This window comes from Pseudomonas sp. NPDC087336, from assembly GCF_044744285.1.
Classification (GTDB): Bacteria; Pseudomonadota; Gammaproteobacteria; order Pseudomonadales; family Pseudomonadaceae; genus Aquipseudomonas.
The window spans coordinates 1-25,914 of record NZ_JBIUYA010000031.1 but is presented as its reverse complement, the minus strand read 5'-3'; the positions used below and the strand labels follow the sequence as shown (position 1 = coordinate 25,914).

At 59.3% G+C, this 25,914-nt stretch carries 28 protein-coding genes and 1 tRNA gene; 19 read left to right on the top strand and 10 right to left on the bottom strand.

Going from position 1 to position 25,914, the window contains the following annotated elements:
* Nucleotides 1-18 precede the first annotated feature (18 nt).
* Nucleotides 19-1,248: an acyl-CoA dehydrogenase gene (locus ACIO0C_RS25225; RefSeq protein ID WP_401316106.1), complete on the top strand. Its 1,230-nt coding sequence runs from the start codon at nt 19-21 to the stop codon at nt 1,246-1,248.
* Nucleotides 1,249-1,286: 38 nt separating this feature from the next.
* Here the strand turns inward: ACIO0C_RS25225 and ACIO0C_RS25220 are convergent, their stop codons facing one another.
* Nucleotides 1,287-2,093 (bottom strand): TatD family hydrolase, encoded by an 807-nt coding sequence (locus tag ACIO0C_RS25220; protein WP_401316103.1) that lies wholly within the window; start codon nt 2,091-2,093, stop codon nt 1,287-1,289.
* Nucleotides 2,094-2,329: 236 nt separating this feature from the next.
* Here ACIO0C_RS25220 and ACIO0C_RS25215 point away from each other — a divergent pair, with 236 nt between their 5' ends.
* Nucleotides 2,330-3,751, top strand: coding sequence for a transglycosylase SLT domain-containing protein (locus tag ACIO0C_RS25215; protein ID WP_401316101.1), 1,422 nt, complete (start codon nt 2,330-2,332; stop codon nt 3,749-3,751).
* 103 nt (nt 3,752-3,854) lie between these two features.
* Entirely contained in the window at nt 3,855-4,289 is a 435-nt protein-coding gene (locus tag ACIO0C_RS25210; RefSeq protein ID WP_401316099.1) for a DoxX family protein, read from the top strand.
* Between the two features lie 60 nt (nt 4,290-4,349).
* On the opposite strand, the gene ACIO0C_RS25205 is transcribed toward ACIO0C_RS25210, so the two are convergent.
* A complete protein-coding gene (locus ACIO0C_RS25205; RefSeq protein ID WP_401316096.1) occupies nt 4,350-5,633 on the bottom strand; it encodes an NAD(P)/FAD-dependent oxidoreductase in 1,284 nt (427 codons plus the stop codon).
* Between the two features lie 183 nt (nt 5,634-5,816).
* On the opposite strand from ACIO0C_RS25205, the gene ACIO0C_RS25200 reads away from it, so the two are divergent.
* The 3 genes from ACIO0C_RS25200 (at nt 5,817) to ACIO0C_RS25190 (ending at nt 8,750) form a co-directional block, all read left to right on the top strand.
* Nucleotides 5,817-5,893, top strand: a tRNA-Val gene (locus tag ACIO0C_RS25200).
* Between the two features lie 372 nt (nt 5,894-6,265).
* Entirely contained in the window at nt 6,266-8,227 is a 1,962-nt protein-coding gene (locus tag ACIO0C_RS25195; RefSeq protein ID WP_401316092.1) for a hypothetical protein, read from the top strand.
* Nucleotides 8,228-8,555: 328 nt separating this feature from the next.
* The gene (locus tag ACIO0C_RS25190) at nt 8,556-8,750 is read left to right on the top strand and encodes a hypothetical protein (RefSeq protein WP_020799087.1); all 195 of its coding nucleotides are present in this window, start codon (nt 8,556-8,558) and stop codon (nt 8,748-8,750) included.
* Between the two features lie 63 nt (nt 8,751-8,813).
* Here the strand turns inward: ACIO0C_RS25190 and ACIO0C_RS25185 are convergent, their stop codons facing one another.
* A complete protein-coding gene (locus ACIO0C_RS25185) occupies nt 8,814-9,566 on the bottom strand; it encodes a carbonic anhydrase (protein ID WP_401316088.1) in 753 nt (250 codons plus the stop codon).
* A gap of 239 nt (nt 9,567-9,805) precedes the next feature.
* Here ACIO0C_RS25185 and ACIO0C_RS25180 point away from each other — a divergent pair, with 239 nt between their 5' ends.
* Nucleotides 9,806-10,261, top strand: a complete 456-nt coding sequence (locus ACIO0C_RS25180; RefSeq protein ID WP_401316086.1) for a DUF2214 family protein — start codon at nt 9,806-9,808, stop codon at nt 10,259-10,261.
* A 90-nt stretch (nt 10,262-10,351) separates the two neighbouring features.
* Here ACIO0C_RS25180 and csrA read toward each other — a convergent pair whose 3' ends face one another.
* The gene (gene csrA / locus ACIO0C_RS25175) at nt 10,352-10,543 is read right to left on the bottom strand and encodes a carbon storage regulator CsrA (RefSeq protein ID WP_008057174.1); all 192 of its coding nucleotides are present in this window, start codon (nt 10,541-10,543) and stop codon (nt 10,352-10,354) included.
* Nucleotides 10,544-10,794: 251 nt separating this feature from the next.
* Here csrA and ACIO0C_RS25170 point away from each other — a divergent pair, with 251 nt between their 5' ends.
* A complete protein-coding gene (locus ACIO0C_RS25170; protein WP_401316083.1) occupies nt 10,795-11,160 on the top strand; it encodes an SPOR domain-containing protein in 366 nt (121 codons plus the stop codon).
* Between the two features lie 74 nt (nt 11,161-11,234).
* Here ACIO0C_RS25170 and ACIO0C_RS25165 read toward each other — a convergent pair whose 3' ends face one another.
* From ACIO0C_RS25165 to ACIO0C_RS25155, 3 genes are all read right to left on the bottom strand, one after another.
* On the bottom strand, nt 11,235-11,924 hold the full coding sequence (locus ACIO0C_RS25165) for an endonuclease (RefSeq protein WP_401316080.1): 690 nt from the start codon (nt 11,922-11,924) through the stop codon (nt 11,235-11,237).
* Between the two features lie 4 nt (nt 11,925-11,928).
* The gene (locus tag ACIO0C_RS25160) at nt 11,929-12,219 is read right to left on the bottom strand and encodes a DUF1654 domain-containing protein (protein WP_272605585.1); all 291 of its coding nucleotides are present in this window, start codon (nt 12,217-12,219) and stop codon (nt 11,929-11,931) included.
* Nucleotides 12,220-12,351: 132 nt separating this feature from the next.
* Nucleotides 12,352-13,440 (bottom strand): asparaginase, encoded by a 1,089-nt coding sequence (locus ACIO0C_RS25155; RefSeq protein ID WP_401316077.1) that lies wholly within the window; start codon nt 13,438-13,440, stop codon nt 12,352-12,354.
* A 586-nt stretch (nt 13,441-14,026) separates the two neighbouring features.
* Between ACIO0C_RS25155 and ACIO0C_RS25150 the strand changes: the two genes are divergently transcribed.
* From ACIO0C_RS25150 to ACIO0C_RS25120, 7 genes are read left to right on the top strand one after another with little or no spacing between them, the layout of a single operon-like run.
* Entirely contained in the window at nt 14,027-14,983 is a 957-nt protein-coding gene (locus ACIO0C_RS25150; RefSeq protein ID WP_401316075.1) for a sugar ABC transporter substrate-binding protein, read from the top strand.
* A gap of 54 nt (nt 14,984-15,037) precedes the next feature.
* Nucleotides 15,038-16,591, top strand: coding sequence for a sugar ABC transporter ATP-binding protein (locus ACIO0C_RS25145; RefSeq protein WP_401316073.1), 1,554 nt, complete (start codon nt 15,038-15,040; stop codon nt 16,589-16,591).
* Entirely contained in the window at nt 16,588-17,565 is a 978-nt protein-coding gene (locus tag ACIO0C_RS25140; RefSeq protein ID WP_401316070.1) for an ABC transporter permease, read from the top strand. Before ACIO0C_RS25145 ends, ACIO0C_RS25140 begins: the two co-directional genes overlap by 4 nt.
* A 3-nt stretch (nt 17,566-17,568) precedes the next feature.
* A complete protein-coding gene (locus tag ACIO0C_RS25135) occupies nt 17,569-18,588 on the top strand; it encodes a LacI family DNA-binding transcriptional regulator (RefSeq protein WP_401316068.1) in 1,020 nt (339 codons plus the stop codon).
* A gap of 41 nt (nt 18,589-18,629) precedes the next feature.
* The gene (rbsK, locus tag ACIO0C_RS25130) at nt 18,630-19,547 is read left to right on the top strand and encodes a ribokinase (RefSeq protein ID WP_401316065.1); all 918 of its coding nucleotides are present in this window, start codon (nt 18,630-18,632) and stop codon (nt 19,545-19,547) included.
* Entirely contained in the window at nt 19,544-19,948 is a 405-nt protein-coding gene (rbsD, locus tag ACIO0C_RS25125) for a D-ribose pyranase (protein WP_401316062.1), read from the top strand. The genes rbsK and rbsD overlap by 4 nt, the downstream gene beginning before the upstream one ends.
* On the top strand, nt 19,948-20,907 hold the full coding sequence (locus ACIO0C_RS25120) for a nucleoside hydrolase (RefSeq protein WP_401316060.1): 960 nt from the start codon (nt 19,948-19,950) through the stop codon (nt 20,905-20,907). The genes rbsD and ACIO0C_RS25120 overlap by 1 nt, the downstream gene beginning before the upstream one ends.
* Before the next feature lie 24 nt (nt 20,908-20,931).
* Here ACIO0C_RS25120 and ACIO0C_RS25115 read toward each other — a convergent pair whose 3' ends face one another.
* Nucleotides 20,932-21,126, bottom strand: a complete 195-nt coding sequence (locus tag ACIO0C_RS25115; RefSeq protein WP_401316057.1) for a hypothetical protein — start codon at nt 21,124-21,126, stop codon at nt 20,932-20,934.
* A gap of 133 nt (nt 21,127-21,259) precedes the next feature.
* Between ACIO0C_RS25115 and ACIO0C_RS25110 the strand changes: the two genes are divergently transcribed.
* Nucleotides 21,260-21,565 (top strand): hypothetical protein, encoded by a 306-nt coding sequence (locus ACIO0C_RS25110; RefSeq protein WP_401316055.1) that lies wholly within the window; start codon nt 21,260-21,262, stop codon nt 21,563-21,565.
* A gap of 166 nt (nt 21,566-21,731) precedes the next feature.
* On the top strand, nt 21,732-22,049 hold the full coding sequence (locus ACIO0C_RS25105; protein ID WP_401316053.1) for an I78 family peptidase inhibitor: 318 nt from the start codon (nt 21,732-21,734) through the stop codon (nt 22,047-22,049).
* A gap of 72 nt (nt 22,050-22,121) precedes the next feature.
* On the opposite strand, the gene ACIO0C_RS25100 is transcribed toward ACIO0C_RS25105, so the two are convergent.
* Nucleotides 22,122-22,334 (bottom strand): cold-shock protein, encoded by a 213-nt coding sequence (locus tag ACIO0C_RS25100; protein ID WP_003179963.1) that lies wholly within the window; start codon nt 22,332-22,334, stop codon nt 22,122-22,124.
* A gap of 294 nt (nt 22,335-22,628) precedes the next feature.
* On the bottom strand, nt 22,629-22,928 hold the full coding sequence (locus ACIO0C_RS25095) for a hypothetical protein (RefSeq protein ID WP_401316051.1): 300 nt from the start codon (nt 22,926-22,928) through the stop codon (nt 22,629-22,631).
* 373 nt (nt 22,929-23,301) lie between these two features.
* Between ACIO0C_RS25095 and thrS the strand changes: the two genes are divergently transcribed.
* Complete coding sequence (thrS, locus tag ACIO0C_RS25090; RefSeq protein ID WP_401316048.1) at nt 23,302-25,224, top strand: threonine--tRNA ligase; 1,923 nt, start codon at nt 23,302-23,304, stop codon at nt 25,222-25,224.
* A complete protein-coding gene (infC, locus tag ACIO0C_RS25085) occupies nt 25,224-25,775 on the top strand; it encodes a translation initiation factor IF-3 (RefSeq protein ID WP_172435703.1) in 552 nt (183 codons plus the stop codon). Before thrS ends, infC begins: the two co-directional genes overlap by 1 nt.
* Nucleotides 25,776-25,914: the final 139 nt, after the last annotated feature.

Genomic DNA, 25,914 nt, shown 5'->3' with positions numbered 1-25,914 from the left:
GCAAGAAGGTAGCTGCCCATGGATTTCGCTTATTCGCCCAAGGTGCAAGAACTGCGTGAGCGCGTGACCGCGTTCATGGACACCTATGTCTATCCCGCCGAAGCGGTATTCGAGCGCCAGGTCGCCGAGGGCGACCGCTGGCAGCCGACCGCGATCATGGAAGAACTCAAACACAAGGCCAAGGCTGAGGGCCTGTGGAATTTGTTTCTGCCTGAGTCTGAGCTCGGCGCCGGCCTGACCAACCTCGAATACGCTCCGCTGGCGGAAATCATGGGGCGTTCGCTGCTGGGGCCTGAGCCGTTCAACTGCTCGGCGCCGGACACCGGCAACATGGAAGTGCTGGTGCGCTACGCCAACGAAGAACAGAAACAACGCTGGCTCGAACCCTTGCTGCGCGGCGAGATTCGCTCGGCGTTCGCCATGACCGAACCGGACGTGGCGTCCTCCGACGCCACCAACATGGCCGCCCGTGCCGTGCGCGACGGTGATGAGTGGGTGATCAACGGCAAGAAATGGTGGACCTCCGGTGCTTGCGATCCGCGCTGCAAGATCCTGATCTTCATGGGCTTGAGCAATCCCGACGCACCGCGCCATGCGCAGCACTCGATGATTCTGGTGCCGGTGGACACCCCCGGCGTGAAAATCCTGCGTCCGTTGCCGGTGTTCGGTTACGACGACGCGCCCCACGGTCACGCCGAAGTGCTGTTTGAAAATGTTCGGGTGCCCTACGAAAACGTCCTGTTGGGTGAAGGACGCGGCTTCGAAATTGCCCAGGGTCGTCTGGGCCCGGGGCGGATTCACCACTGCATGCGTTCGATCGGCATGGCGGAGCGTGCGCTGGAACTGATGTGCAAACGCTCGGTGAACCGCACCGCGTTCGGCAAGCCTCTTGCGCGCCTGGGCGGTAACATCGACAAGATCGCCGATTCGCGGATGGAGATCGACATGGCCCGCCTGCTGACACTGAAGGCGGCGTACATGATGGACACCGTCGGCAACAAAGTGGCCAAGAGCGAGATCGCGCAGATCAAGGTGGTGGCGCCGAATGTGGCCTTGCGCGTGATCGACCGGGCGATCCAGATCCATGGCGGGGCAGGGGTGTCCAACGATTTCCCGCTGGCCTACATGTACGCCATGCAACGCACCCTGCGCCTGGCTGACGGTCCGGATGAAGTGCACCGCGCGGCGATCGGCAAGTTCGAGATCGGCAAGTACGTGCCAAAAGAAATGTTGCGCAGCAGTCACTAAGACGGCAGTGGTAGCGCGGGCCCGATCCGGGCCCGCGTTCAATCAACGCTGGGCAACCCGTAGAACGCCCGCGCGCAAGCCGTAGTGTGGGCGGCCAGGTCTTCCTGGCTTTCGCCGCGGTGCAAGGCCACCTCACGTAACACTTCCGTCAGATACGCTGGTTCGTTGCGCCCGTTTTTCGGTTTGGGGCGAAGGCTGCGCGGCAACAGGTACGGCGCATCGCTCTCCAGCATTAATCGCCCGCGCTTGATTTCCTTGACCAGCGGGTGCAAATGCATGCCCCGGCGCTCATCGCAAATCCAGCCGGTAATGCCGATGTGCAAATCCAGGTCCAGGTAACTGAACAGGGCGTTCTTTTCGCCGGTGAAGCAATGCACCACGGCGGCCGGCAGTTGATCGCGGTAGTCGCGCAGGATGTCCAGCAGGCGCTGGCTGGCATCGCGTTCGTGCAGGAACACCGGCATTTGCAGTTCGACCGCCAGCGCCAGGTGTTCTTCGAGGACTTTCTCCTGTTGCGCACGCGGTGAAAAATCGCGGTTGAAATCCAGGCCGCATTCACCGACCGCCACGATGTTCGTTTCCTTCAGCAGGCTGCGCAGGCGACGTGCGCTGTCGGCATTCCAGTCGCTGGCCGCGTGGGGATGCACACCGGCGGTGGCGAACAGCCGCTGCGCTGTTTCGTCCAGTTGCTGGCACAACTCCAGCGCCTGCTCGCTGCCCTCGACATTGGTGCCAGTGAGCACCAATTGGCAGACCCCGGCGGCATAGGCGCGGTCCAGCACAGCCTGGTGCTTGTCGGCAAAACTGGGGTTGGTCAGGTTGACGCCGATATCGATGAGTTGCATGGTGCTACCTCGGGCCCAAGGCTGCAAAGCATACCAGAGCTCCGGATTTATAAGAAAAGCCAAGAACTACAACAGGTTATCGCTGTCTCTTAATGCCGCGAACACATCTGGGTGGTGGCGTTGCCACCATTGTGCCAGTATTTCGCGCGTTGCCAGCGCTTCAGGGCGCTCTGTTTCTGTCGCTTGATTGCGTGAAGCCATTCATGCGGTCGACCTGAATTCTTTGCGGAGAGTGGATGATTCGTCCCTCGGTTTTGCTACTGCTGTGTTGCTCGCTGCTGCTGCCGGTATCGGCGGTTGCACGACTGCCCGGGCCGCTGCAAGCCGTACCGGCGGCCAAGGTTCGTGACCTGACGGATATCCGCAGCAGTCGCGTGCTGCGCGTGCTGGTCAACCAGAGCCGCAACAGCTCCGGCGAAGTCCAGGGCCAGGCCATCGGCGTCGAATACCATCGCTTGCGCGCTTTCGAGCAGTACCTCAACGGCCACGCCCGCGATGGCCAGGAAATCACCCTCAAGATTATTCCCCGGGCCAAGGATCAACTGCTCGGTGCGTTGCAGCGCGGGGAGGGCGACCTGGTGGCCCCCGGAGAGCTGCTGGACCTGCAGCCGGGCTTCGCCGTCAGTAGCAGTGAGCCGGTTGCCAGTAACATCCCGTTGGTGTTGGTGGGGATCAAGGGCGAGCGTCGCTACACCCGCCTCGAACAACTGTCGGGTAAAACCCTGGCGTTACCCAACGGCAGCGCCGCCGGCGACGCGATCAGCCAGATCAATCAAAAGCTGGCGCTGCACAAACTGCCGCCCGTGAAGATCGAGTGGGTCGACCCGAGCCTGGCAGTCGAGGACGTGCTGGAGATGGTCCAGGGTGGGATCTTCCACCTGACCATCGTTGAACAACCGATCGCCGAGCGCTGGGGCAAGATCCTGCCGAAATTGCGTGTCGATCGCCAGGTGCTCATCAGCGAGCCAGGCGAAGAGTACTGGTTCGTGCGCCGCGACGCGTCGATGCTGCGGGCCAGCATCGATCGTTTCCTGGCGGGCTATAAAAAACCGTCGGACCAGGATGCCGCGTTTCTGCGCATCTATCGACGCCAGTACCAGGTCCACTATCCCCTGGCCAAGGCTGACCGCCAGCGCCTGGAGAAGCTGCGGCCGGTGCTGCAAAAACATGCGAGCGCCCAGGACATGGACTGGCTGAACCTGGCGGCGCTGGTGTTCAAGGAGTCCGGCCTGCAGCCCGCGGCGCGCAGTGGCGGTGCGCCGACCGGCCTGATGCAGATCACCCCGTCAGCGGCGCAACGTGTGGGCGTGAGCAACATTCAGGAGCTGGATGCCAACGTGCAGGCCGGCGCCAAGTACCTGGCGATGATTCGCCGCAAGTTCTTCGCCAGCCCCAAGCTCAATGAGCGCGAGCGCATGGCCTTTGTGCTGGCGGCCTACAACATCGGCCCGGAGCGGGTGCAGGGGATGCGCGCGGAAGCCCGGCGCCGCGGGTTGAATCCCAACCAGTGGTTTTTCCAGGTTGAACGCATCGCCATGGAGCAGGTGGGAATGGGACCTGTCAGCTATGTTAATAGCGTGAACAAGTATTACCTGGCGTTCGATCGGGAGCGGGAGTCGTTGGAGCCCCGGGGGCAAAAAGTTGCCCTTCGTAAATGATCGAATAAACTGATTGTTATCGCGGATTTTTTGCGCTTTTAACATGAGATTTACTGATTAATATAGCGGCCAACCAACACACACTCTCAAGGGACGACACAACATGAGCACACTGATCAACAAGGTATTGTTTACCCGCGCTGGCTACGGCCTGACCGTTTTGCGAATTTTCGTCGGCATCATCTTCGCTGCCCACGGTTCGCAGAAACTTTTCGGGGCATTCGGTGGCTATGGCCTGGCGGGCACCGCGCAGTACATGGAAAGCATCGGCCTGACGCCGGGCTACCTGATGGCGACGCTGGCGGGCGGTACCGAGTTCTTTGGCGGTTTGGCATTGATCATCGGCTTGCTGGTACGTCCGGCGGCGCTGGGCCTGACCTTCCTTTCGCTGGTGGCGATCTTTAGCGTTCATATCAGCAACGGCCTGTTCATGGCCAACAACGGTTATGAGTTCGCCCTGGCCTTGCTGGGCGGCAGCATCGCGGTGCTGATCGAAGGGGCCGGCAAGCTGTCGGCGGACCGCGCCATCGCCGGGTAATGGTTCGCGAGCAGACAAGAAAATGCCCGTATCAGCAGATACGGGCATTTTTTTTGCGTATCAGAACCCGAGTTTGTCGCGCAATCCGTAGTACCACGCACCCAGCGCAGCAAAGGGCGTGCGCAGCAGTTGCCCACCGGGGAACGGGTAGTGGGGCAGGTCGGCAAAGGCGTCGAAACGTTCAGCCTGACCGCGCAATGCCTCGGCCAGGACCTTGCCCGCCAGGTGCGTGTAGGTGACGCCGTGGCCGCTGCAGCCCTGGGAATAATAAATGTTGTCGCCCAGTCGCCCGACCTGAGGAAGGCGCGACAGGGTCAGCAGGAAATTTCCGGTCCAGGCGTAGTCGATTTTCACATCCTTGAGCTGTGGGAACGCCTTGAGCATCTTCGGACGAATGATCGCTTCGATGTTCGCCGGGTCCCGTGCGCCATACACCACGCCGCCGCCGAATATCAGGCGTTTGTCGTCGCTCAGGCGGTAGTAGTCGAGCAGGTAGTTGCAGTCTTCGACGCAATAGTCCTGGGGCAGCAGGCTTTTCGCCAACTCATCACCCAAGGGTTCGGTGGTGATCACCTGAGTGCCGCAAGGCATCGATTTGGCGGCCAGCTCCGGCACCAGGTTGCCCAGGTAGGCGTTGCCCGCCACGATAACGAACTTGGCCCTGACCTTGCCCTGTGGCGTGTGGACGACCGGGCTGGCGCCGCGCTCGATGCGCACTGCCGGCGACTGCTCATGAATGGTGCCGCCCAACGACTCCACGGCCGCCGCTTCGCCCAGCGCCAGGTTGAGCGGATGGACATGCCCGCCGCTCATATCGAGCGTGCCACCGATGTATTGATCGCACGCCACGACCTCGCGGATGCGGCGCTGATCAAGCAACTCCAGCTGCGTATGCCCGAAACGCTCCCATAGGCGCTTCTGGGATTCCAGATGACCCATCTGTTTGGCCGTGATGGCGGCAAACACGCCGCCGTCCTTCAAGTCGCATTGGATGTTGTACCTGGCCACCCGATCACGAATGATCCGCCCACCTTCGAACGCCATCTGCCCCAGCAACTGAGCCTGTCGGGGGCCGACACTGCGCTCGATTACATCGATATCGCGGCTGTAGCTGTTGACGATCTGGCCGCCATTGCGTCCCGACGCACCGAAACCCACCCTGGCCGCCTCCAGCACTGTCACCCGAAAACCGTGCTCCAGCAGGAACAGGGCCGAGGACAGCCCGGTATAACCGGCGCCGATCACGCAGACATCAGTCTCCACCTCACCCTGCAAAGACGGGCGCGGCGGTACCGCATTGGCCGATGCGGCGTAATAGGACTCTGGGTAAGGGGTGTTCGCCATCCTGCAGCCTCTGTTTAATAAATTTAACGAGTGTGTCGATCCTACCCGAGTTGAAAAACCGCCGCCAGCCAGCGGAAAATCTTCTTCCCCACAGCAAAATTAAATATTTTGCATTTTCATAGGGTTAGCTCGAAAAAAGGTGTTGACACCCTCCCGGAATTCCGTAGAATGCCGCCTCACAGCAGGCACGTAGCTCAGTTGGTTAGAGCACCACCTTGACATGGTGGGGGTCGTTGGTTCGAGTCCAATCGCGCCTACCAAACAGAATCCGCTCTGCTGGGCGGTCTAGAAGGGCTCACCGAAAGGTGAGCCCTTTTTTGTTGTCCTGGATTTCTTCAGGGCGTTCACAAGCTTCAGGTTTCGCTCACGCTGAGTGATTGTCGCCCACGTACTGATAGGGATCTTCAAGGCGAGGCAGGTGCATTGCCGTTGTCGTTCTGCCGGTCGGCTGCGAGGACCCGCGTCGGCTTCTCGAAACATCAGTTCATGAGTTGCAGAAGCAAATCAGTGCCAAAGGTGCTGGAATGACAGGCGAGGACAGGAGAGCCCCCGCCGGAGGATGACCCTGGATCGAATGACGTGTACGACCAGGATTGATCTTTTGATGTGCCCTGTCTTGGCTATGAGGTTATATGCACCCGGAGCATCTTGATTTATCCACCCCTGTGTTCTTGCCCATTACAGATGAAACCTGTGCAGGCTTGTTGCTCGTCGATGGCGCAAAAGCGCTTGGTGTCCTGACGGATCCGGAGCTGGCGGCGATGTTGGTCATCCAGAATCTGGCCCAGGCGGCGGATAAAGACCTTAATGCCAATGCGGCAGAGAAGGTCCTGGCCAGGCTCATTGCATGGGCGGTCGACTCGCGGCAGTCAACAGCCGCAGGTTTGTTGTCAGAGGCGCAACGGCTGTTCGATCCACGCAAGTTGTACTTCGGTCTAAATGCGATCAAAGGTCTCGACCTGCGTTTTCTTCTCGCCGATGAAGTTTCGGCGCGCGATTACCTGCTGCCCGATGGCAGGTGGGATGTCGGTTTCAAGATTCGCCACCAAAGTAACAACAATCCCTTTAGTCAGCAGATGGTGACGCCAAGGCATCGCGAGCGTTGGTTGAGTGCTGCACAAGACAAGCTGGTCAGAACCTTTCGTGCCAATCTGGACGAAGACCTGCATGTTCAGGGTTACGCCGGGATAGGCAAAAGTCACCTTATAGGGGCCTTAGTGGAGTGCCTGCGACCGGGTGGGACATTGATACTGGCGCACACGCCGGAAAAACTGGCAACGCTTAACGAGCGCATGGGCGCTGCACGCGATCGGAACACGGGCACAACCTTCGAGGCCTTTGCGAGGGCCCTGTTGCACGGTCCCAGGCCTAACCCCGCCAGTAAGCCGGCCAGGGGGCCGAGCAAGCAGGCGCTGTCGCAGGAGCTGAACATTCTCGGTTTTCGTGGCTACGATGGGCGGGCGACACTTGATGCCTGCCTCAGGGTGCTCGAGCGCTATTGCCGCTCCAGGGACCACAGCTTGTCGGCCAGGCATCTGCCTCATTTCAAGCAATCCTTGTCCAGCCTGGATGCCAGGGTGCTTCTTGAGTATTCGAGCCGCCTGTGGTCGTACCTTGAGGCAAGCCCGGCATGGGGCAGTCGGACCGGGTTCGAAGCATTGTTGATGATAAAGCGGGCAAGCCTGGCGGGTTGCGTGGTACCTGCTCGCTATACGCACGTCCTCATTGATGAAAGTCAGGATGTTCCCGCCTCACTGCTCCAGATCCTCGAGAGGGGGCGCCAGGTGTTGATTACGCTGGGTGATGAGTACCAGCAGGCCAGGGGCGAGATAGTCAAAAGAAAGCGGGTGGTGCGCCAAAGCGATGTTAGCTACTGCGTTCGCTCGGGTCGCAATGTCGAGCGTCTGGTTAACCCGTTGATCTGCCTGCACTCAGAGAAGAGCAAGGTTCCCTTCGAAGGAGCTCGTGATGCAGATGTCGGTATCGAGCATTATCCGCAAGGCTTCGTGCCGCCCGAGGGTTGCGTGGTGCTGACTGCGTCTCGCTGGGACACGGTGAAGTGGATGATCGAGCTGCACCATGCCAGCTGTCTATTCAGTTTCCCGGACAAAAAGGCGGAGTCGGATCTCAAGGATTTCATGATCACTGCCATCGCGCTGTTCAAACCAGACTACTACGGTGCCGAGAGCGGCGCGGATGGGGCGCACTCATATTTTAGCGAGATGACAGACTGGCAGCAGGTGCGTGAGGCGAACCTGTTCGACGAGTCGTTTCTTTGGGTCGAGAGCGAGTTGGAAGAAGGCTTCAATGTCGCCGGGGTAACTCGGTTGAACAGGATGATCAGTAGCTCCGCCAAGAGCTGCACGCTGATGATGGCAGAAGCAGCTGGGGGGATGGAGTTCGATCGGGTCCTGCTGACGCGCGGGCTGCTCACCAACGTGCAGTTCAAAGATGCCTATGAGTTCGATCAGCGGATCTGTGCCGTGTACATCGCGATTTCCCGCGCCAGGCAGCAGCTTTACCTTCCTTACGATGTGGTCGAGTGGATTGAATATCACAAGTACCAGAAATACCGTGAGTCGCACGGCTACTGATTGATTTCACCCGAATCAAAATCAGTTCGTCTTGGGTTGAACTGCAAGCAGCCAATTGCATCAAAGCAGGACAGGCAACCGGGCGTTACGTGGGTCATCGAGGCGGGAAGGTGATGATGGGGAGGCGGGCGATGATCAAGTTCTTTGCGGCTTACCTGTCCATTTGCCTTTTGCTTGAGTGGACGGTAGTCGAGGCGTCTCCCTGGATTGCCAGCCATGTGCTGCTGCGGTGGATTTTGTAGCGGCGCATCTGCAAGTGGGCGCCGTGCCTTGATGCGGCGATTCAGGCGTAAGATAGGCAGTGTTATCTCATCTGAAGGAGTCGCACATGATCTCCGACCAAATGAACAGACAGGCATCCGATCACAAGGCTGTGTGGGATCAATATTTCTGCGCCGCGTTGATTGCCGAAAGCCATCTGACGGCGCCCGTCGTTGGCGCGGTCACGCATGAAGACCGGCAGAATCTGTTGATTGAAAGGGCCAAGGCGCTCGCGGACAAGATGATTGAATGCAGGAAATAACCTGAGCCCAGCCTTCGCGCTGGGCTCTTCATTTCTGCGGCTTGGCCGCCGTAGCTGAACGATTCAGGCAACTAGCTCGACTTTACCTGTCGCCAGGCGGTAAATGCCCCCGACGATTTTCAACTGGCCCTTGCTGAGCGCGTCGCTCAGCAAGGGAGTGGCTTGCTTGAGGCGCTCGATCGAGTTCTTGATGTTTTGCACGGTCGCGTTTTCCACCAGGTCGCCTGGTTGACTGCTTACCTGCTCGATAGTGGGTTTGAGTGCGTCCGTCAGTGCAGGGATCTTGCCGGGGAATACAGTGTGGTCCTTGACGGCTTTCACGCCAGCCTCGATGGCACCGCAGCGCTCATGGCCCAATACCAGGATCAGCGGTGCACCGAGCACGGCCACGCCGTATTCAAGGCTTGCAAGACCTTCGTCCGTGACAAAGTTGCCGGCCAGGCGTACGGCGAAAAGATCGCCCCGTGCGGTATCGAAAGCGTATTCGGGGGCAATGCGCGAGTCAGAGCAACTCAGCACCGCCACGAAGGGGTTCTGGCCGGAAACCAAGGCTTCTCGTTCGTCCTTGAAGTCGTGCGTTTCGGAGTTGCCGCTGACGTACCGTTCGTTGCCCGCCATCAGCCTTTTCAGGGCTTCGTCCGGGCTAATGACGTTTTTGGGTTTTGGCGGCGCGGAGGTTATCTCGGCAGCTTGAGTCAGTCGGCTCGGCAGGGCGCTGGCCAATAGCAGGGCACCTGCTCCCCATCCGGCAAGGCGAAGAAAACGACGACGCTCATTGGTATTGGCTGCGGAGTTTGAATCACATGATTCACACATGATGTTGTGTACTCAGGTCAATTTGGTGGGAATGACTGCTATCGGGATAGTGCCTGAAGAACTTCGGCACTGGAGTGTTGGAGTCTAGTAGGTCTGTTACGTTATGTTTTACGCGGCCTCCAGAGGTGGGCAGCCGGGTAGGCTGCGGGGGACAGCAAATCTTCTGGCAGGTGCAAACCGCCGGTTCATGGACTACTACTGACAGGCTGATTCGACTTCATCCTTACAGGAGTTTCCCGATGCTGACTCATTGGTTGCTAGCCGCGGTACATCTTTTGGCGTTTGCGCTTGGATTCTGGGCTGTCCTGGTTCGTGGCTCGGCTTTTCGACGCCTGGCCGTCGGCGCAGGAGAGGCTCGCGATGTATTGATGGCAGACAACATATGGGGCATTTCTGCAGTTGTGCTGCTGGTTAGCGGCGGCATGCGGGCCTTTGGTGGTTTCGAAAAAGGCACGGATTACTACCTGCACCAGCCATTGTTCCATATCAAGATGACGTTGTTCGTCCTCATCCTGCTACTGGAAATTGCGCCAATGGTGACGTTGATCAAATGGCGAATTGCGCGCTCGCGTGGCGCGGCTATCGATACCTGGCGCGCGACGCTGTTTGCACGAATCAGTCATATCGAGGCGGTGCTGGTGTTGCTGATGATGGTGGCGGCCAGCGCAATGGCGCGCGGTATTACATTCGGCTGACTGAGGAGGGGTGCGCAGGCAATGTTGCGCTTGAATCTTTAGCCAGCCGTCGTTGCGGGGCGAACGGGCTGGCTACTGACGCGACAGGATTCAGGTTTGAGGCTTTTCCGGGGCGGTGAGGCCGGCCTGAATGCGCTGATAAATTTCTTCGCGATGCACTGCGACGTCTTTGGGGGCATTGATGCCAATCCGGACTTGCTGGCCGCTTACGCCCAGGATGGTGATCGTAATGTCATCACCAATATTAATGCTTTCACCGACTTTGCGGGTGAGTATCAGCATGGTCTTCTCCTTGATTGCTTTGTGGGGCACCTGATTCGGACAGTGCAGAGGTCGGTGTTATGTATAGATTAGTGCGAAGTCTCACGGTTTGGGTGCCTCTTTCTGACGCGCAGATACGGCATTAATTCCCAAGGCGTAACTATACAGAGGCCGCCACTATCATTCTCGTTGTTTTGAGCCCATTTTACGGCACTCGCGAAGTATTCATGAGTGCTAAAATCCCCCGCTTTAAGCATTCAGAGGGAAACGCTGTGCGCAAAATGGTCTTGGCAATTGCGGTATTGGCGCTGGCGGGATGCGGTGAGGGCAAGCGCGAGGAGGCACCAAAGCCGCAGCCTGCAGCGGCGGCAACGCCGGCACAGGTCGCGGGGCCACAGTGGGATCTCGAAGTACGGGGTGAAACCCCCCAGGCCGTCAGCGATCTCAGCGGCTGGCTGATCGAGCACAGCTTCATGTCCAACGTGGTCAGGGAAAATGGCAAGACCCGCATCCTGATGGGGCCTTACGGCTCCAAAGAAGAAGCCGACGCCAAGCAGGCGCAGGTGAATGCCGCACTGATCAAGGCGAAGAAGCAGAACATTGAAGTGCTGGTGCTGGAGCGCCCGACGGTCCAGTAAAGGCACAAGCGTGTGGCTGTAAAAAAGAAGGCCTGGGGTGTCTAACCCCGGGCCTTCATTATTTCAGCGAGCGTTTAACCGCAGGCTTTCATGTCGACCGGGCCGACGAACTCGTTGCCGCGCCCCATGACACACGCCACGCTCTGGTTGCGTTGGCGTTCCCAGGCTTGCACCGGGTAGGTCTTGTTCCAGGCCTGGTACAGCTGCTGGTCCTGTTTCGACAGGCGCAAACCATACTGCTTGCTCATGTAGAAATAGGTCCGGGCGATCATGCCGCGAATGGAAGGGCGGGGCATGACTTTTTTCGCCTTGAAGTCGACCTGGGTCAGGCACGAACCGTATTGGCCCGATTGTTCCGGCAGCCAGCCGAAGCTGAAATTGCTGCGGTCGCCATTGACCTCGCCGATGCTGGGCACCAGGTTGTGCAGGTCGGCTTCGGCCTTCTGGTAGATCGGGTCGTATCGCGTACAGTTTTTACGCCCGCCTTCCTGCCAGCACTGACGCTGATGCCCGATTTGCCAGGCCGGAACAATGTGTTCCCACTCGATGCGTTCGGCGCGCTTGGCGTTTTTGCGCGGCACATAACCGCACGCCGCGAGGTTCACCTTGTTACCGGTGTATTTGCAGCCGCAGTAAAACTCGGTGGATTGCGGTGCATACAGCTTCCAGGCGACTTTCTTGGCTTCGCTGAACGTGCGTGGCGCATCAGCCTGGGCGCCCGTGGCAAACAACAGGAACAGCAAGGCAAAACAACGGACACTCATCGACTCAGTCTTCCTTCGGCACGACCCAGAAAATCTGCACACCGCCATCGTCGCGATAGGCGAGGGTGACGTTGTCGTTCTCGTCGATTTCTTCGAGCAGGCGTTCCCACTCGTCCACGGGCTCGTCCGGAAGGCGGAAGATCAGGGCGGCCCTGGCTTTTTGCGCGGTAGGGCTGTTGATGATTTTCTGAACGCGCAGGCCCATGCGTACATAGGTGTCTGGTGCGGCTGAAGTGGTGTCCACAGGATTATCCTTATTAAGCTGTACGTGCATACAGTATTTAACTGTAGGCATTTTCGCAACTGCTTAAAATTCAAGAGAATCCTCTGACAGTGTTTTTTGCCGATTGGTGTAGGGCGATGAGAGTTTTTTTGTCAGGCCAGAGGCAAGGGGTGCCCGACCGGAGTCGGTCGGGCGAGGGGTGAATCAATATTCCCAGAACATCCGTTGCAGCTCTTTGCTGTCATTGGTCTTGGTCAGCGCGACCATCGCCAGGATCCGGGCTTTCTGCGGGTTCAGGTCGTGTGCCACGACCCAGTCGTATTTGTCGTCTGGCTGTTCGGCGTTACGCAGGACAAAACCACCGGCATTGACGTGGGAAGAGCGGATGATCTGCACCCCGTCCTTGCGCAGGGCTTGCAGGGCAGGAACGACCCGGGATGAGACCGAGCCATTGCCGGTGCCGGCATGGATGATGGCCTTGGCGCCCGACTGGGCCAGTGCCTTGTAGGCGGTGTCGCTGACGTTGCCGTAGGAGTAGGCGATTTCGACGTCAGGCAGGCTCTGGATGGTCTTGATGTCGAATTCCGAGTCCATGGTGTGGCGCTTGGCCGGGAGGCGGAACCAGTAGGATTTTCCTTCGACTACCATTCCGAGCGGTCCCCAGGCGCTTTTAAACGCCTCGGTCTTGATGTTGATCATTTTGCTGACATCGCGACCCGACTGGATTTCATCGTTCATGGTCACCAGCACGCCTTTGCCACGCGCTTGCTTGCTGCTGGCGACGGCGACGGCGTTGTACAGGTTCAGCATGCCGTCGGCCGACATGGCCGTGCCCGGGCGCATGGAGCCCACGACAATGATGGGCTTGTCGGTTTTTTCCACCAGGTTGAGGAAATAGGCGGTTTCTTCCAGGGTGTCAGTGCCGTGGGTGATCACGATGCCATCGACGTCCTTGCTGTCCGCCAGCTCGGCGACGCGACGGCCCAGCTGCAGCAGGTTGTCGTTGGTGATGCTTTCGGAGGCGATCTGCATGACCTGTTCACCGCGAACATTGGCCAATTCGCTGAGCTGCGGAACCGCGGCGATCAATTGTTCGATGCCGACCTTCGCCGCTTGATAGGTGGCGCTGTTGGCGGCGCTGGCGCCAGCACCGGCGATGGTGCCGCCGGTAGCCAGGACCACGACGTTCGCCAGTTTCTGTTGGGTTTCGACTTCTTTTGCCTGAAGGGCGGCGGGCAGGAGCAGCAGGAGGGCCAAGGTGCCCGGAATAAGATTTTTCAAAGCAGATGTCATTATTTTTCTCTCTTTTAGTGACGGTGCCGATGCAGGTTCATCTAAATGCCCCCCAAATGATCTGAACCTTTGGGGTGCTGGAGAAAGAGCACGACTCGTACCAGTTACACCTGGAATCATAAAAAAAGCGTAAGCCACTGATTTGTTTAGCTATTTAAACGACTCGTTGAATGGCGGTCGCCAGATCTTGTCCGGCTTTCCGACTGTCCATGGATTTTTCATTCGGCTTTCCGAAAATGATTACGGACCCAATGTAATGTTGACGTTAAATAAACGCCGGCATGTCGATGCTTTGGTGAAAAATCATCTTCAGGGAGTTCACATGTCGTAGACGGTCGGTTTGCTACATTCAGTTGATGCAGGTGGCCGCCAGTCTGGCGAAAGCCTTGACCGGTTCTGGCAGTATTGTCAGCACCACGGCGTGACAGGGCCCTACACATTGAAGCGCCTGCAACCTGCGAACGGCGTATGCCGGTCGTTGACAAATACCGGTAAAATTCGCATAGTCAGGGTTCGCAAACGTTTGCGAGGCCTCTTGTGGTGGCCGCGACGTTGCCCACAATAATCATAAGATCGGAGTGAACCCATGAAGCTGCCATTCGCTGGACGTCTTCTTGCTGTCGCAATACTGGCTGGTGCAACCGCCGCGCTGCCTGTTTCTTCGGCGTTCGCCCAGACGCCTGAAAAGCCCAAGGTCGCGTTGGTGATGAAGTCCTTGGCCAACGAATTCTTCCTGACCATGGAAGACGGCGCCAAGGCCTACCAGAAGGACCACTCCGGCGAGTTCGAGCTCATCTCCAACGGCATCAAGGACGAAACCGATACTGCCAACCAGATCCGCATCGTCGAGCAAATGATTGTTTCCAGGGTCAACGCGCTGGTGATCGCACCCGCTGATTCCAAGGCCATGGTGCCGGTGATCAAAAAAGCCGTCGACGCCGGCATCACCGTCATCAACATCGACAATCAGCTCGACCCGGCCGTGGTCAAGAGCAAGAACATCAGCGTGCCGTTCGTAGGTCCGGATAACCGCCAGGGCGCGCGCCTGGTGGGTGAGTACCTGGCCAAACAGCTCAAGGCCGGTGATGAAGTCGGCATCATCGAAGGCGTGTCCACCACCACCAATGCCCAGGCCCGCACCGCAGGCTTCAAGGATGCGATGGAGGCGGCGCAGATCAAGGTCGTGTCCGTGCAATCGGGCGACTGGGAAATCAACAAGGGCAACCAGGTGGCCTCCTCGATGCTCAGCGAATACCCGAACATCAAGGCCCTGCTGGCCGGCAACGACAGCATGGCGGTGGGCGTGGTGTCTGCCGTACGTGCCGCGGGCAAGGCCGGCCAGGTCCAAGTGGTCGGTTACGACAACATCAATGCCATCAAGCCGATGCTCAAGGATGGCCGCGTCCTGGCCACCGCCGATCAGTTTGCTGCCAAGCAGGCGGTGTTCGGCATCGAGACCGCGTTGAAGATCATCAAGGGCGAGAAAGTCGACAGCGGCACCAACGGCGTGATCGAAACTCCGGTAGAGCTGGTTACACAGTAATTTTGCGGCGACACAATGACGCTCGCCCGTCCCGGCGAGCGCATGGAGAGATTTATGTCTGTTAGCGCCCCGCATGCTGTCCTCTCGGTCAGCGGCATTGGCAAGACTTACGCGCAGCCGGTCCTGGCCGGCATCAACCTCACGCTCATGCGCGGCGAGGTGCTGGCACTGACCGGCGAGAACGGCGCCGGTAAAAGCACGCTGTCCAAGATCATCGGCGGGCTGGTCACGCCGACCGCCGGCCAGATGCAGTTTCAGGGGCAGGATTACCGCCCCGGCAGCCGCACCCAGGCCGAAGACCTGGGTATCCGCATGGTGATGCAGGAGCTCAACCTGTTGCCGACCCTGTCGGTGGCGGAAAACCTGTTCCTGCACAAGCTGCCCAGCAGCGGCGGCTGGATCAAGCGCAAGCAACTGCGCCTGGCGGCGATCGAGGCCATGGCTCAGGTCGGGCTGGACGCGATCGACCCGGATACGCTGGTGGGCGAGCTGGGCATTGGTCATCAGCAGATGGTCGAGATCGCGCGCAACCTGATCGGTGATTGCCACGTGCTGATCCTCGATGAGCCGACCGCGATGCTGACCGCCCGGGAAGTCGAAATGCTCTTCGAGCAGATCACGCGCCTGCAGGCCCGTGGCGTGTCGATCATCTATATCTCCCACCGCCTCGAAGAACTGGCGCGGGTGGCCCAGCGCATTGCGGTCCTGCGTGACGGCAACCTGGTGTGTGTCGAGCCAATGGCCAACTACAACAGTGAGCAACTGGTCACGCTGATGGTCGGGCGCGAACTGGGTGAACACATCGACATGGGGCCGCGCGACATTGGCGTGGCGGCATTGACGGTCAAGGGACTGAGCCGCGCCGACAAAGTGCATGACGTGTCCTTCGAAGTGCGCGCTGGCGAGATCTTCGGTATTTCCGGTTTGATCGGGGCAGGGCGCACGGAGTTGCTGCGATTGATCTTCGGGGCCGACACCGCGGACAGCGGCACGGTGGCGCTGGGTTCACCGGCGCAGGTGGTGAGTATCCGTTCGCCGGTGGACGCGGTCGGGCATGGGATCGCCCTGATCACTGAAGACCGCAAGGGCGAGGGCCTGCTGCTGACGCAATCGATCAGCGCGAACATAGCGCTGGGCAACATGCCCGATATTTCCAGCGGCGGCCTGGTCAACCCTGGCGATGAAGCGAAACTGGCCCAGCGGCAAATCGATGCCATGCGCATCCGCAGTTCCGGGCCGGCGCAATTGGTGTCCGAGTTGTCCGGTGGCAACCAGCAGAAGGTGGTCATCGGTCGCTGGCTGGAGCGTGATTGCTCGGTGCTGCTGTTCGACGAGCCGACCCGCGGCATCGATGTCGGCGCCAAATTTGACATTTACGCGCTGCTCGGCGAGCTGACGCGCCAGGGCAAGGCGTTGGTGGTGGTGTCCAGCGACCTGCGCGAATTGATGTTGATCTGCGACCGCATCGGCGTGCTCTCGGCGGGGCGCCTGATCGACACCTTCGAGCGCGACAGCTGGACCCAGGATGATTTGCTTGCCGCCGCGTTCGCCGGCTACCAAAAACGTGATGCGCAGCTCAAAGCAGCGGCGCCTAGGGATCTTCAATGAAAACCGCATCTTCGGCCGGCCAACGCATCGGCAATTTCTATGGGCTGGGTACGTATCTGGGGCTGGCCGGTGCCTTGCTGGCCATGATCGTGCTGTTCTCGGTGCTGAGCAGTCACTTCCTCTCCTATAACACCTTCAGCACCCTGGCCAACCAGATTCCAGACCTGATGGTCCTGGCGGTCGGGATGACCTTCGTGCTGATCATCGGCGGCATCGATCTGTCGGTGGGCTCGGTGCTGGCACTGGCCGCGTCGACCGTCAGCGTGGCGATTCTCGGTTGGGGCTGGAGCGTGCTGCCGGCGGCATTGCTTGGCATGGCGGCCGCCGCGCTGGCGGGGACCGTCACCGGTTCGATCACCGTGGCCTGGCGCATTCCTTCGTTCATCGTGTCTCTGGGCGTGCTGGAAATGGCCCGCGGCGTGGCGTACCAGATGACCGGTTCGCGCACGGCCTACATCGGCGACGCCTTTGCCTGGCTGTCCAACCCGATCGCCTTCGGGATTTCGCCATCATTCATCATTGCCTTGCTGATCATATTCATCGCCCAGGCCGTGTTGACCCGCACCGTGTTCGGTCGCTACCTGATCGGCATCGGCACCAACGAAGAAGCGGTGCGCCTGGCGGGGATCAACCCCAAGCCCTACAAGATCCTGGTGTTCAGCCTGATGGGGTTGCTGGCCGGTATTGCTGCACTATTCCAGATTTCACGCCTGGAAGCGGCGGACCCCAATGCCGGCTCCGGCCTGGAGCTGCAAGTGATCGCTGCGGTGGTGATTGGCGGCACCAGCCTGATGGGCGGGCGCGGCTCGGTCATCAGCACCTTCTTCGGCGTGCTGATCATTTCGGTATTGGCGGCTGGTCTCGCGCAGATCGGAGCCACCGAGCCGACCAAACGCATCATTACTGGTGCGGTGATCGTGGTGGCGGTGGTGCTTGATACTTATCGCAGTCAGCGCGCAAGCCGGCGGACCTGAGTCATGGCAACGATCAAGGATGTAGCAGCACTGGCGGGGATTTCCTACACCACGGTGTCCCACGTGGTGAACAAGACCCGGCCGGTCAGTGAAGAAGTGCGGGTCAAGGTCGAGGCGGCGATCAAGACCCTCGACTACGTGCCCAGTGCCGTGGCCCGTTCCCTCAAGGCCAAGACCACGGCGACCATCGGCCTGCTGGTGCCCAACAGCCTCAACCCGTACTTTGCCGAACTGGCGCGGGGCATCGAGGACTATTGTGAGCGCAATGGCTACTGCGTGATCCTGTGTAATTCGGACGACAACCCGGACAAGCAGCGCAGTTACCTGCGGGTACTGCTGGAGAAACGCATCGACGGGCTGATCGTCGCCTCCGCTGGGGGTGACAGTGGGCTGGCCCAGGGCCTGGCGGGCGTGCGCACGCCGATGGTGATCGTCGACCGCGGGCTCGAAGGCGTCGATGCCGACCTGGTGCGCATCGATCATGAATACGGCGCTTACCTGGCGACCCGGCACCTGCTGGAGTTGGGGCATCGGGACATCGCCACCATCAGCGGCCCTGCAACCACCAGCGTGGCGCAGATGCGCCTGGCCGGATTTCGCCGGGCCCTTGAAGAGGCGGGCATCCGTGTGGCGCACGGGCGCATGCTGGAAAGCGATTTCACCAGCACCGGCGGCTACAGCGCCGCCGCTATGCTGCTGGAAAAAAATCCCCCCAGCGCGATTTTCGCCGCCAACGACATGATCGGCTTCGGCGTGCTGCGTGCCGCCGCCGAGCGCAATATTCGCGTGCCGACGGACCTGTCGGTCATTGGCTTCGACGACATCCAGATGAGCCGCTATGTCTATCCGGCATTGACCACGGTCGGCCAGTCGATCCTGCAACTGGGCGAAATGGCGGCCGCAGTGCTGCTGCACCGGATCGCCAGGCCGGACCTGGCGATCGAACAGCGGATCGTCACCCCCAGCATCGTCATGCGCGAATCGACCGCGCCGTTGGCCGGGGTGTTTGATCAATACCGCTGAATCAAAAGCAGCGCAGAAACCGTCTTGATGAGTAGTCATGTATGTCAGCAAAAGTAGTGGTAGTCGGCAGCTTGAACATGGACCTGGTGACCCGGGCGCCGCGCTTGCCCCGTGGTGGAGAAACACTGATCGGCCAGTCGTTCGCGACGGTCTGTGGCGGCAAGGGTGCGAACCAGGCCGTGGCGGCCGCGCGCCTCGGCGCACAGGTGTCGATGGTGGGCTGCGTGGGCAGCGATGCCTACGGCCAGGTGTTGCGCCAGGCGTTGCTGGATGAGGGCATCGATTGTCGGGCGGTCAGCGCCGTGGCGGGGACCAGTGGGGTGGCGTTGATCGTGGTCGACGATAACAGCCAGAACGCCATCGTGATCGTCGCCGGGGCCAATGGCGCACTGACGCCGGTGGTGCTCGGCTGTTTCGATGTGGTGCTGCAGGAGGCGGATGTGATCATCTGTCAGCTGGAAGTGCCGGACGCCACGGTCGGCCATGCGCTCAAGCGCGGTCGTGAACTGGGCAAGACCGTGATCCTCAACCCCGCGCCGGCCAGTCGACCGTTGCCGCAGGACTGGTACGCGTCCATCGACTACCTGATTCCCAACGAGAGTGAAGCGGCAACGCTCAGCGGTTTGCCGGTGGACTCTCTGCACACGGCGCAGATCGCGGCCACTCGACTGATCGAGATGGGGGCCGGCAAGGTCATCATCACCCTCGGCGCCCAGGGATCGTTGTTTGCCGATGGCAAGGGCTTCGAGCACTTCCCGGCGCCAAGCGTGAAGGCGCTCGACACCACCGCTGCCGGCGATACCTTCGTTGGCGGTTTTGCCGCGGCCTTGGTAGACGGAATGAGCGAAGCGCAAGCGATACGTTTCGGCCAGTTCGCCGCCGCATTGTCTGTCACCCGCGCTGGCGCGCAACCCTCGATTCCCACCCTGGCCGAAGTGCAGGCGTTTAAAACACCATGAAAAAGACCCCTTTGCTTAATGTCGCACTGTCGCGGCTGATTGCCTCCCTGGGCCATGGCGACAAGGTGGTGATCGGTGATGCGGGCCTGCCGGTGCCGCCGGGTGTCGAACTGATCGACCTGGCCTTGACCCCGGGCATTCCGGATTTCGTCAGCACCCTGAAAGTGGTGCTCAGCGAAATGCAGGTCGAAAGCCATGTGCTGGCGCAGGAGATCCTGGAGAAACGGCCTCCGGCGCTGGCGACCCTGGCCGTGCTGGAGGCCGAGGGTGCACTGGGGCGGCGCGAACTGCTCAGTCATGAGCAGTTCAAGGTTCTCAGTCGACAGGCGCGGGCAATCGTGCGCACCGGCGAATGCCAGCCTTACTGCAATATCGTGCTGGTGGCCGGGGTAACGTTCTGATGGGCGCCCAGTGCGCACAACCGGTCGACTTGATCATCGATACCGATCCTGGTGCCGACGACGTGATTGCCTTGCTGTTTGCCCTGGCGTCGCCGCAAGAATTGAACGTGCGCGCATTGACCACTGTCGCCGGCAACGTGCCCCTGGACAAAACCTCGCGCAATGCACGGCTTGCCCTTGAGTGGGCCGGCCGCGAAGAGGTGCCGGTGTACGCCGGGGCATCGAAGCCGCTGGTGCGCACGCCCATCTATGCCGAGCACGTCCATGGTGAGGAGGGTTTGCCGGGTGTCGCGGTGTATGAGCCCAGACAAGGCCTGGCCGAGGGCAATGCGATCGACTTCCTGATCGATACGCTGATGGCCGCCACGCCCCATAGCGTGACCATCGCCATGTTGGGGCCACAGACCAACCTGGCCTTGGCGCTGATACGCGAGCCGCAAATCGTACGGGGCATCAAGGAGGTGGTGGTCATGGGGGGCGCGCACTTCAACGGCGGTAACATCACGCCGGTGGCGGAATTCAACCTGTTCGCCGATCCGCACGCGGCCGAGGTGGTGCTAAAGAGTGGCGCGAACCTGGTCTACCTGCCGCTGGATGTGACCCATAAGATCCTCACCAGTGATGCGCGCCTTGAGCAGATTGCGGCGTTGAACAACAAGGCTGGCACGATGGTGGGCGATATCCTGCAAGAGTGCATCGGCGGTGACATGGCGCGCTATGGCATTCCCGGTGGCCCGGTGCATGACGCCACGGTCATCGCCTACTTGCTCAAGCCCGGGCTGTTCAGCGGCCGTTCGGTCAATGTGGTGGTCGACAGCCGCGAAGGTCCGACGTTTGGCCAGACCATCGTCGACTGGTATGACAGCCTCAAGGCGCCGAAGAACGCTTTATGGGTTGAAAGCGGTGACGACCAGGGCTTCTTCGATCTGTTGACCGAGCGCCTGGCGCGACTGCGGTAGCGCTCGGACCCTACGGGCTCACGCTCACTGCGAATGCCCGCCTCGCGAGTGTTTTTCGAAGAGCTTGTCGATGAAAGAGCGTGCCGCTTCGGTACCCAAGTCTTTGACCAGCAGGTCAATGCCGATAATGGCCAGCTCTTCCGGGCTGCCGGGGCTGTAGGAAATATGGCCATCTGGCCACCTGATCTTGATGTCGGCTTCGATGCTCACGCTGGTCATGACAGGGCTCGGGAGTCAGGGAGAATGGTGAACGTCGAGTTAATCACTTTGCGACGCTTTTGGCACTGCGACTTAGGCATGAATGCAGGGCTGTGCGACACTTGGGCTTTGATGGCCATTTTAGGATTGTGCTGTGCAGATCGATTTGAACACTCCCGATGGCTTGACCCTTGAAGCGGTACGCCAGCTGTTGGCTGCAGCCAGCGACAATGAGCACACGCAATTGCGCGTGACCAAGGGCGGTATCGCCTATATTTCATCGGGGGTCGTGGGTGGCAGCGATATCGACGGCTTGCTGTTTCGCCTGGAAACCTGGGCGAAGGGCGCAGGTTATGTCGGGCGGGTGGCGGCCAGTGACGAAGTCTGGGTCATGCAGATCTACAATGCGTTGAAGCAGAACTGGCCAAAACCGGCCTTCGACTACATCGACGTCTACTGAGTACCATTCATATTCAGTCACGATTGAAAGGTGAAGGGCAGGGTGCTGCTCAGGCAAACTTGCCGTTTGTCCGTTGAGAAAGGCGGGGTGCCTGGGTTCCCCGTGAAACCAAACGCCGGAATGGCGGTCGCAAGAATTCAGCTAAATCATCGAATAAGGAGGCGTCATGCCTTGGAAGCTCGCGTCATTGGGTACTGTGCTGGCTGCTGCCATGCTGGCCGGTTGCAGCACGGCCACCACCGAGCCGACTGACCCAGCCACTACCACTGAGACAGGTCATAGCCGTTGCGAGGCCAAAGCGGCCGAGTTCACCATCGGCAAACAGGCTTCGCCCCAGTTGCTGGAGCAGGCACGCACCCGTGCAGGCGCGCAAAACGCACGGTTCCTGCAACCTAACGACATGGTGACGCTGGAGTACCGCTCGGACCGCCTGAACCTCAACACCGATGCCAATCGGGTCGTCACTCGCGTCAACTGCGGCTGATTCGATAAGGCTTTTGTATCGCCCATAAAAAACCCCGTCACATGGACGGGGTTTTTTTAGTGCGCCTGGAAATTACTCTGGGCGAACTTGAGCAGCTTGCATACCCTTTTGGCCTTTCTCAGCCACGAAGGAAACAGTCTGGCCTTCTTTCAGGCTTTTGAAACCGTCGCTTTCGATAGCTTTGAAGTGTACGAACAGGTCGTCACCGCCACCTTGAGGAGTGATGAAGCCGAAGCCTTTTTCATCGTTGAACCATTTAACGGTGCCGGTTTGGCGATTAGACATGGTGTATCTCCAAGAAACATATATTTTCAGTAGTACTGTGCTGCTCAGGCCAACTGGGCACACCCGAGTATCATAGTCGAAATGTTCGCTTTGGGAGCCCCCCACAGCGGTTGTTTGCCCTACAGTCGCACACTCTTTGTTCGCTGATTGGGCTGAAGGCCCCGTATTTAAAGGCTTTCAGCTCAACGTAAAGGTGAGAAAAAAACCTGTAAAACCTGAACAATTTGTAGGAAAAAGCGTTTTTCACGGGGGTTTTACCGGCTGAAAACGCTTTTTCAGTGTGCGTTTATCGGATTATTTTTTCGCTGGAGGGGCCTTGCACTTGGCGATCTGGCCCAGGGCCTGTTGTTTCAGGGCATCGCTGGCCTGGTTGTCCATCAGCGCCTGCAAATCCTTGGCCGGGTACGATTTGATTGCGTCAGCTCCACAGGCGCAGTGGGATTTTGCCGCTGCGGCGCCGATCTGTGGGGTGGCGGCCTGGGTGCACTGCGCCATGTACTTCTCGCGTTCACCCTTCGGCCAATCGGCGTGGGCGGCCAGCGGAAGCAGCAGGACGATGGGTGCGACTACAGCGAATAAACGATTCAGACGCATGCCGGGATGCTCCTTATGGGGAATGTCTTGTTATCTGAGGGGTAAAACGCGGTTCAAGTTCAGCACTCTGGCACAAAAACGCCAGATTCGCCTCGGCGCAGGGCCTGGACGCCGCCACGACCGTTCATCTGTGCTAGCATGCCTGGCTCGGGCGTTCGCAGGCGCCGGTCGACCTTCAGTCCCGGCCGCGGCAGATGCCCGAATAACCCTGATTTGAATCCCAGTCACTCTGGTTCGATTTTCCGGTTGGCCGCAAGGCTCCTGCCGCTGTAAGGCAGGCGTTCGTCATTGAATGGCCTGGATCGGATCTTGTACTGGCTCATCCCAACCCACGTGACCTTTGGTAGGGGTCACCACTAGGAGAGGAGGCGCCATGCCAACTATTACTCTTCCCGACGGCAGTCAACGTTCATTCGATCACCCGGTTTCCGTAGCCGAGGTCGCCGCATCCATTGGTGCCGGCCTGGCCAAGGCCACCGTAGCGGGCAAGGTCGATGGCAAGCTGGTCGACGCCAGCGACACCATCAGCCGCGACGCCACGCTGCAAATCATCACGCCAAAGGATGAAGAGGGGCTGGAGATCATTCGCCACTCTTGCGCCCACCTGGTCGGTCATGCGGTCAAGCAGCTGTACCCGACGGCCAAGATGGTCATCGGCCCGGTTATCGACGAAGGCTTCTATTACGATATCGCCTTCGAGCGTCCTTTCACTCCGGACGACCTGGCCGCCATCGAACAGCGCATGCAGCAGCTGATCGAAAAAGATTACGACGTGATCAAGAAAGTCACTCCGCGCGCCGAAGTGATCGAAGTGTTCAAGGCCCGTGGCGAAGACTACAAATTGCGCCTGGTCGAGGACATGCCGAACGAGCAGGCCATGGGTCTGTACTATCACGAAGAATACGTCGACATGTGCCGCGGTCCGCACGTGCCGAACACGCGTTTCCTGAAATCCTTCAAGCTGACCAAGTTGTCCGGCGCCTACTGGCGTGGCGATGCCAAGAACGAGCAATTGCAGCGCGTCTACGGCACCGCGTGGGCCGACAAGAAGCAGCTGGCGGCCTACATCCAGCGTATCGAAGAAGCCGAAAAACGCGATCATCGCAAGATCGGCAAGCGCCTGGGCCTGTTCCACACCCAGGAAGAGTCGCCGGGCATGGTGTTCTGGCACCCGAACGGCTGGACCCTGTACCAGGTGCTCGAACAGTACATGCGCAAGGTGCAGCGCGACAACGGTTACCTGGAGATCAAGACCCCTCAGGTCGTTGACCGCAGCCTGTGGGAGAAATCCGGGCACTGGGCCAACTACGCCGACAACATGTTCACCACCCAGTCGGAAAACCGCGACTACGCCATCAAGCCGATGAACTGCCCTTGCCACGTGCAGGTGTTCAACCAGGGCCTGAAGAGCTACCGCGAGTTGCCAATGCGCCTGGCCGAGTTCGGTGCCTGCCACCGTAACGAGCCGTCGGGTGCGCTGCACGGCATTATGCGTGTGCGCGCGTTCACTCAGGACGACGCCCACATTTTCTGCACCGAAGAGCAGATGCAGGCCGAATCCGCCGCGTTCATCAAGCTGACCATGGATGTCTACGCCGATTTCGGCTTTAAAGACGTCGAGATGAAGCTGTCCACTCGTCCGGAAAAGCGCGTGGGTTCCGACGAGTTGTGGGATCGCGCCGAAGCGGCATTGGCTGCAGCCCTTGATAGTGCTGGCCTGCCGTACGATCTGCAGCCGGGTGAAGGGGCGTTCTACGGTCCGAAGATCGAATTCTCGCTGAAAGATTGCCTTGGCCGTGTCTGGCAGTGTGGTACCCTGCAGCTCGATTTTAACCTGCCTGTGCGTCTGGGTGCCGAATTCGTCTCCGAAGACAACAGCCGCAAGCATCCGGTGATGTTGCACCGGGCGATCCTGGGCTCCTTCGAACGTTTCGTCGGAATCCTGATCGAGCACTACGAGGGTGCATTCCCTGCGTGGCTGGCTCCGACCCAGGCAGTGATCATGAATATCACTGATAAACAGGCAGATTTTGCCGCCGAAGTGGAAAAAACTCTCAACGAAAGCGGGTTTCGTGCCAAGTCTGACTTGAGAAATGAAAAGATCGGCTTTAAAATCCGCGAGCATACCTTGCTCAAGGTTCCCTATCTCTTGGTTATCGGAGATCGGGAAGTCGAGATGCAGACTGTCGCTGTGCGTACTCGTGAAGGTGCTGACCTGGGCTCGATGCCCGTCGCCCAGTTCGCTGAGTTCCTCGCGCAAGCGGTTTCCCGGCGTGGTCGCCAAGATTCGGAGTAATTATTATTAAGCGTGAAATGAGACAAGATAAACGAACTGCACCGAAAGCCCCGATCAACGAGAATATCTCGGCACGCGAGGTTCGGTTAATTGGGGCTGAAGGTGAACAGCTCGGGATTGTGTCAATTGAAGACGCGCTTCTTAAGGCTGAAGAGGCCAAGCTGGATCTGGTGGAGATTTCCGCCGATGCAGTACCACCTGTTTGCAAACTGATGGACTACGGCAAATCGATCTTCGAAAAGAAGAAGCAGATTGCTGCGGCCAAGAAAAACCAGAAGCAGATCCAGGTTAAAGAAATCAAGTTTCGTCCAGGGACGGAGGAAGGGGATTACCAGGTAAAACTGCGCAACCTGGTACGTTTCCTGAGTGACGGGGACAGGGCCAAGGTATCCTTGCGATTCCGCGGCCGTGAGATGGCCCACCAGGAGCTGGGGATGGAACTCCTCAAGCGAGTTGAAGGTGACTTGCTCGAGTACGGTTCGGTCGAACAGCATCCTAAGATGGAAGGACGCCAGCTGATCATGGTCATCGCCCCGAAAAAGAAGAAGTAATCAACAGGGCACGGCAGGCCTTCTGATTATGTTTATCAACTGAATGCGGAGTATCCGAACATGCCAAAAAAGAAGACCAAAAGTGGTGCTGCTAAGCGGTTACTCAAAACTGCTAACTGAATCAAGCACAAGCAAGCTT

Coding starts and splice junctions, on each gene's coding strand:
- ACIO0C_RS25155 (WP_401316077.1), bottom strand. CDS start 13,440: ATGACATCTGCTTTGAAAAATCTTATTCCGGGCACCTTGGCCCTCCTG.
- csrA (WP_008057174.1), bottom strand. CDS start 10,543: ATGCTGATACTCACCCGCAAAGTCGGTGAAAGCATTAATATTGGTGAT.
- ACIO0C_RS25190 (WP_020799087.1), top strand. CDS start 8,556: ATGATCTCCGACCAAATGAACAGACAGGCATCCGATCACAAGGCTGTG.
- ACIO0C_RS25185 (WP_401316088.1), bottom strand. CDS start 9,566: ATGTGTGAATCATGTGATTCAAACTCCGCAGCCAATACCAATGAGCGT.
- rbsK (WP_401316065.1), top strand. CDS start 18,630: ATGTCAGCAAAAGTAGTGGTAGTCGGCAGCTTGAACATGGACCTGGTG.
- ACIO0C_RS25120 (WP_401316060.1), top strand. CDS start 19,948: ATGGGCGCCCAGTGCGCACAACCGGTCGACTTGATCATCGATACCGAT.
- ACIO0C_RS25205 (WP_401316096.1), bottom strand. CDS start 5,633: ATGGCGAACACCCCTTACCCAGAGTCCTATTACGCCGCATCGGCCAAT.
- ACIO0C_RS25225 (WP_401316106.1), top strand. CDS start 19: ATGGATTTCGCTTATTCGCCCAAGGTGCAAGAACTGCGTGAGCGCGTG.
- ACIO0C_RS25135 (WP_401316068.1), top strand. CDS start 17,569: ATGGCAACGATCAAGGATGTAGCAGCACTGGCGGGGATTTCCTACACC.
- ACIO0C_RS25140 (WP_401316070.1), top strand. CDS start 16,588: ATGAAAACCGCATCTTCGGCCGGCCAACGCATCGGCAATTTCTATGGG.
- ACIO0C_RS25180 (WP_401316086.1), top strand. CDS start 9,806: ATGCTGACTCATTGGTTGCTAGCCGCGGTACATCTTTTGGCGTTTGCG.
- ACIO0C_RS25105 (WP_401316053.1), top strand. CDS start 21,732: ATGCCTTGGAAGCTCGCGTCATTGGGTACTGTGCTGGCTGCTGCCATG.
- ACIO0C_RS25210 (WP_401316099.1), top strand. CDS start 3,855: ATGAGCACACTGATCAACAAGGTATTGTTTACCCGCGCTGGCTACGGC.
- ACIO0C_RS25220 (WP_401316103.1), bottom strand. CDS start 2,093: ATGCAACTCATCGATATCGGCGTCAACCTGACCAACCCCAGTTTTGCC.
- ACIO0C_RS25165 (WP_401316080.1), bottom strand. CDS start 11,924: ATGAGTGTCCGTTGTTTTGCCTTGCTGTTCCTGTTGTTTGCCACGGGC.
- ACIO0C_RS25150 (WP_401316075.1), top strand. CDS start 14,027: ATGAAGCTGCCATTCGCTGGACGTCTTCTTGCTGTCGCAATACTGGCT.
- thrS (WP_401316048.1), top strand. CDS start 23,302: ATGCCAACTATTACTCTTCCCGACGGCAGTCAACGTTCATTCGATCAC.
- ACIO0C_RS25095 (WP_401316051.1), bottom strand. CDS start 22,928: ATGCGTCTGAATCGTTTATTCGCTGTAGTCGCACCCATCGTCCTGCTG.
- rbsD (WP_401316062.1), top strand. CDS start 19,544: ATGAAAAAGACCCCTTTGCTTAATGTCGCACTGTCGCGGCTGATTGCC.
- ACIO0C_RS25195 (WP_401316092.1), top strand. CDS start 6,266: ATGCACCCGGAGCATCTTGATTTATCCACCCCTGTGTTCTTGCCCATT.
- ACIO0C_RS25145 (WP_401316073.1), top strand. CDS start 15,038: ATGTCTGTTAGCGCCCCGCATGCTGTCCTCTCGGTCAGCGGCATTGGC.
- ACIO0C_RS25215 (WP_401316101.1), top strand. CDS start 2,330: ATGATTCGTCCCTCGGTTTTGCTACTGCTGTGTTGCTCGCTGCTGCTG.
- ACIO0C_RS25100 (WP_003179963.1), bottom strand. CDS start 22,334: ATGTCTAATCGCCAAACCGGCACCGTTAAATGGTTCAACGATGAAAAA.
- ACIO0C_RS25160 (WP_272605585.1), bottom strand. CDS start 12,219: ATGCCTACAGTTAAATACTGTATGCACGTACAGCTTAATAAGGATAAT.
- ACIO0C_RS25115 (WP_401316057.1), bottom strand. CDS start 21,126: ATGACCAGCGTGAGCATCGAAGCCGACATCAAGATCAGGTGGCCAGAT.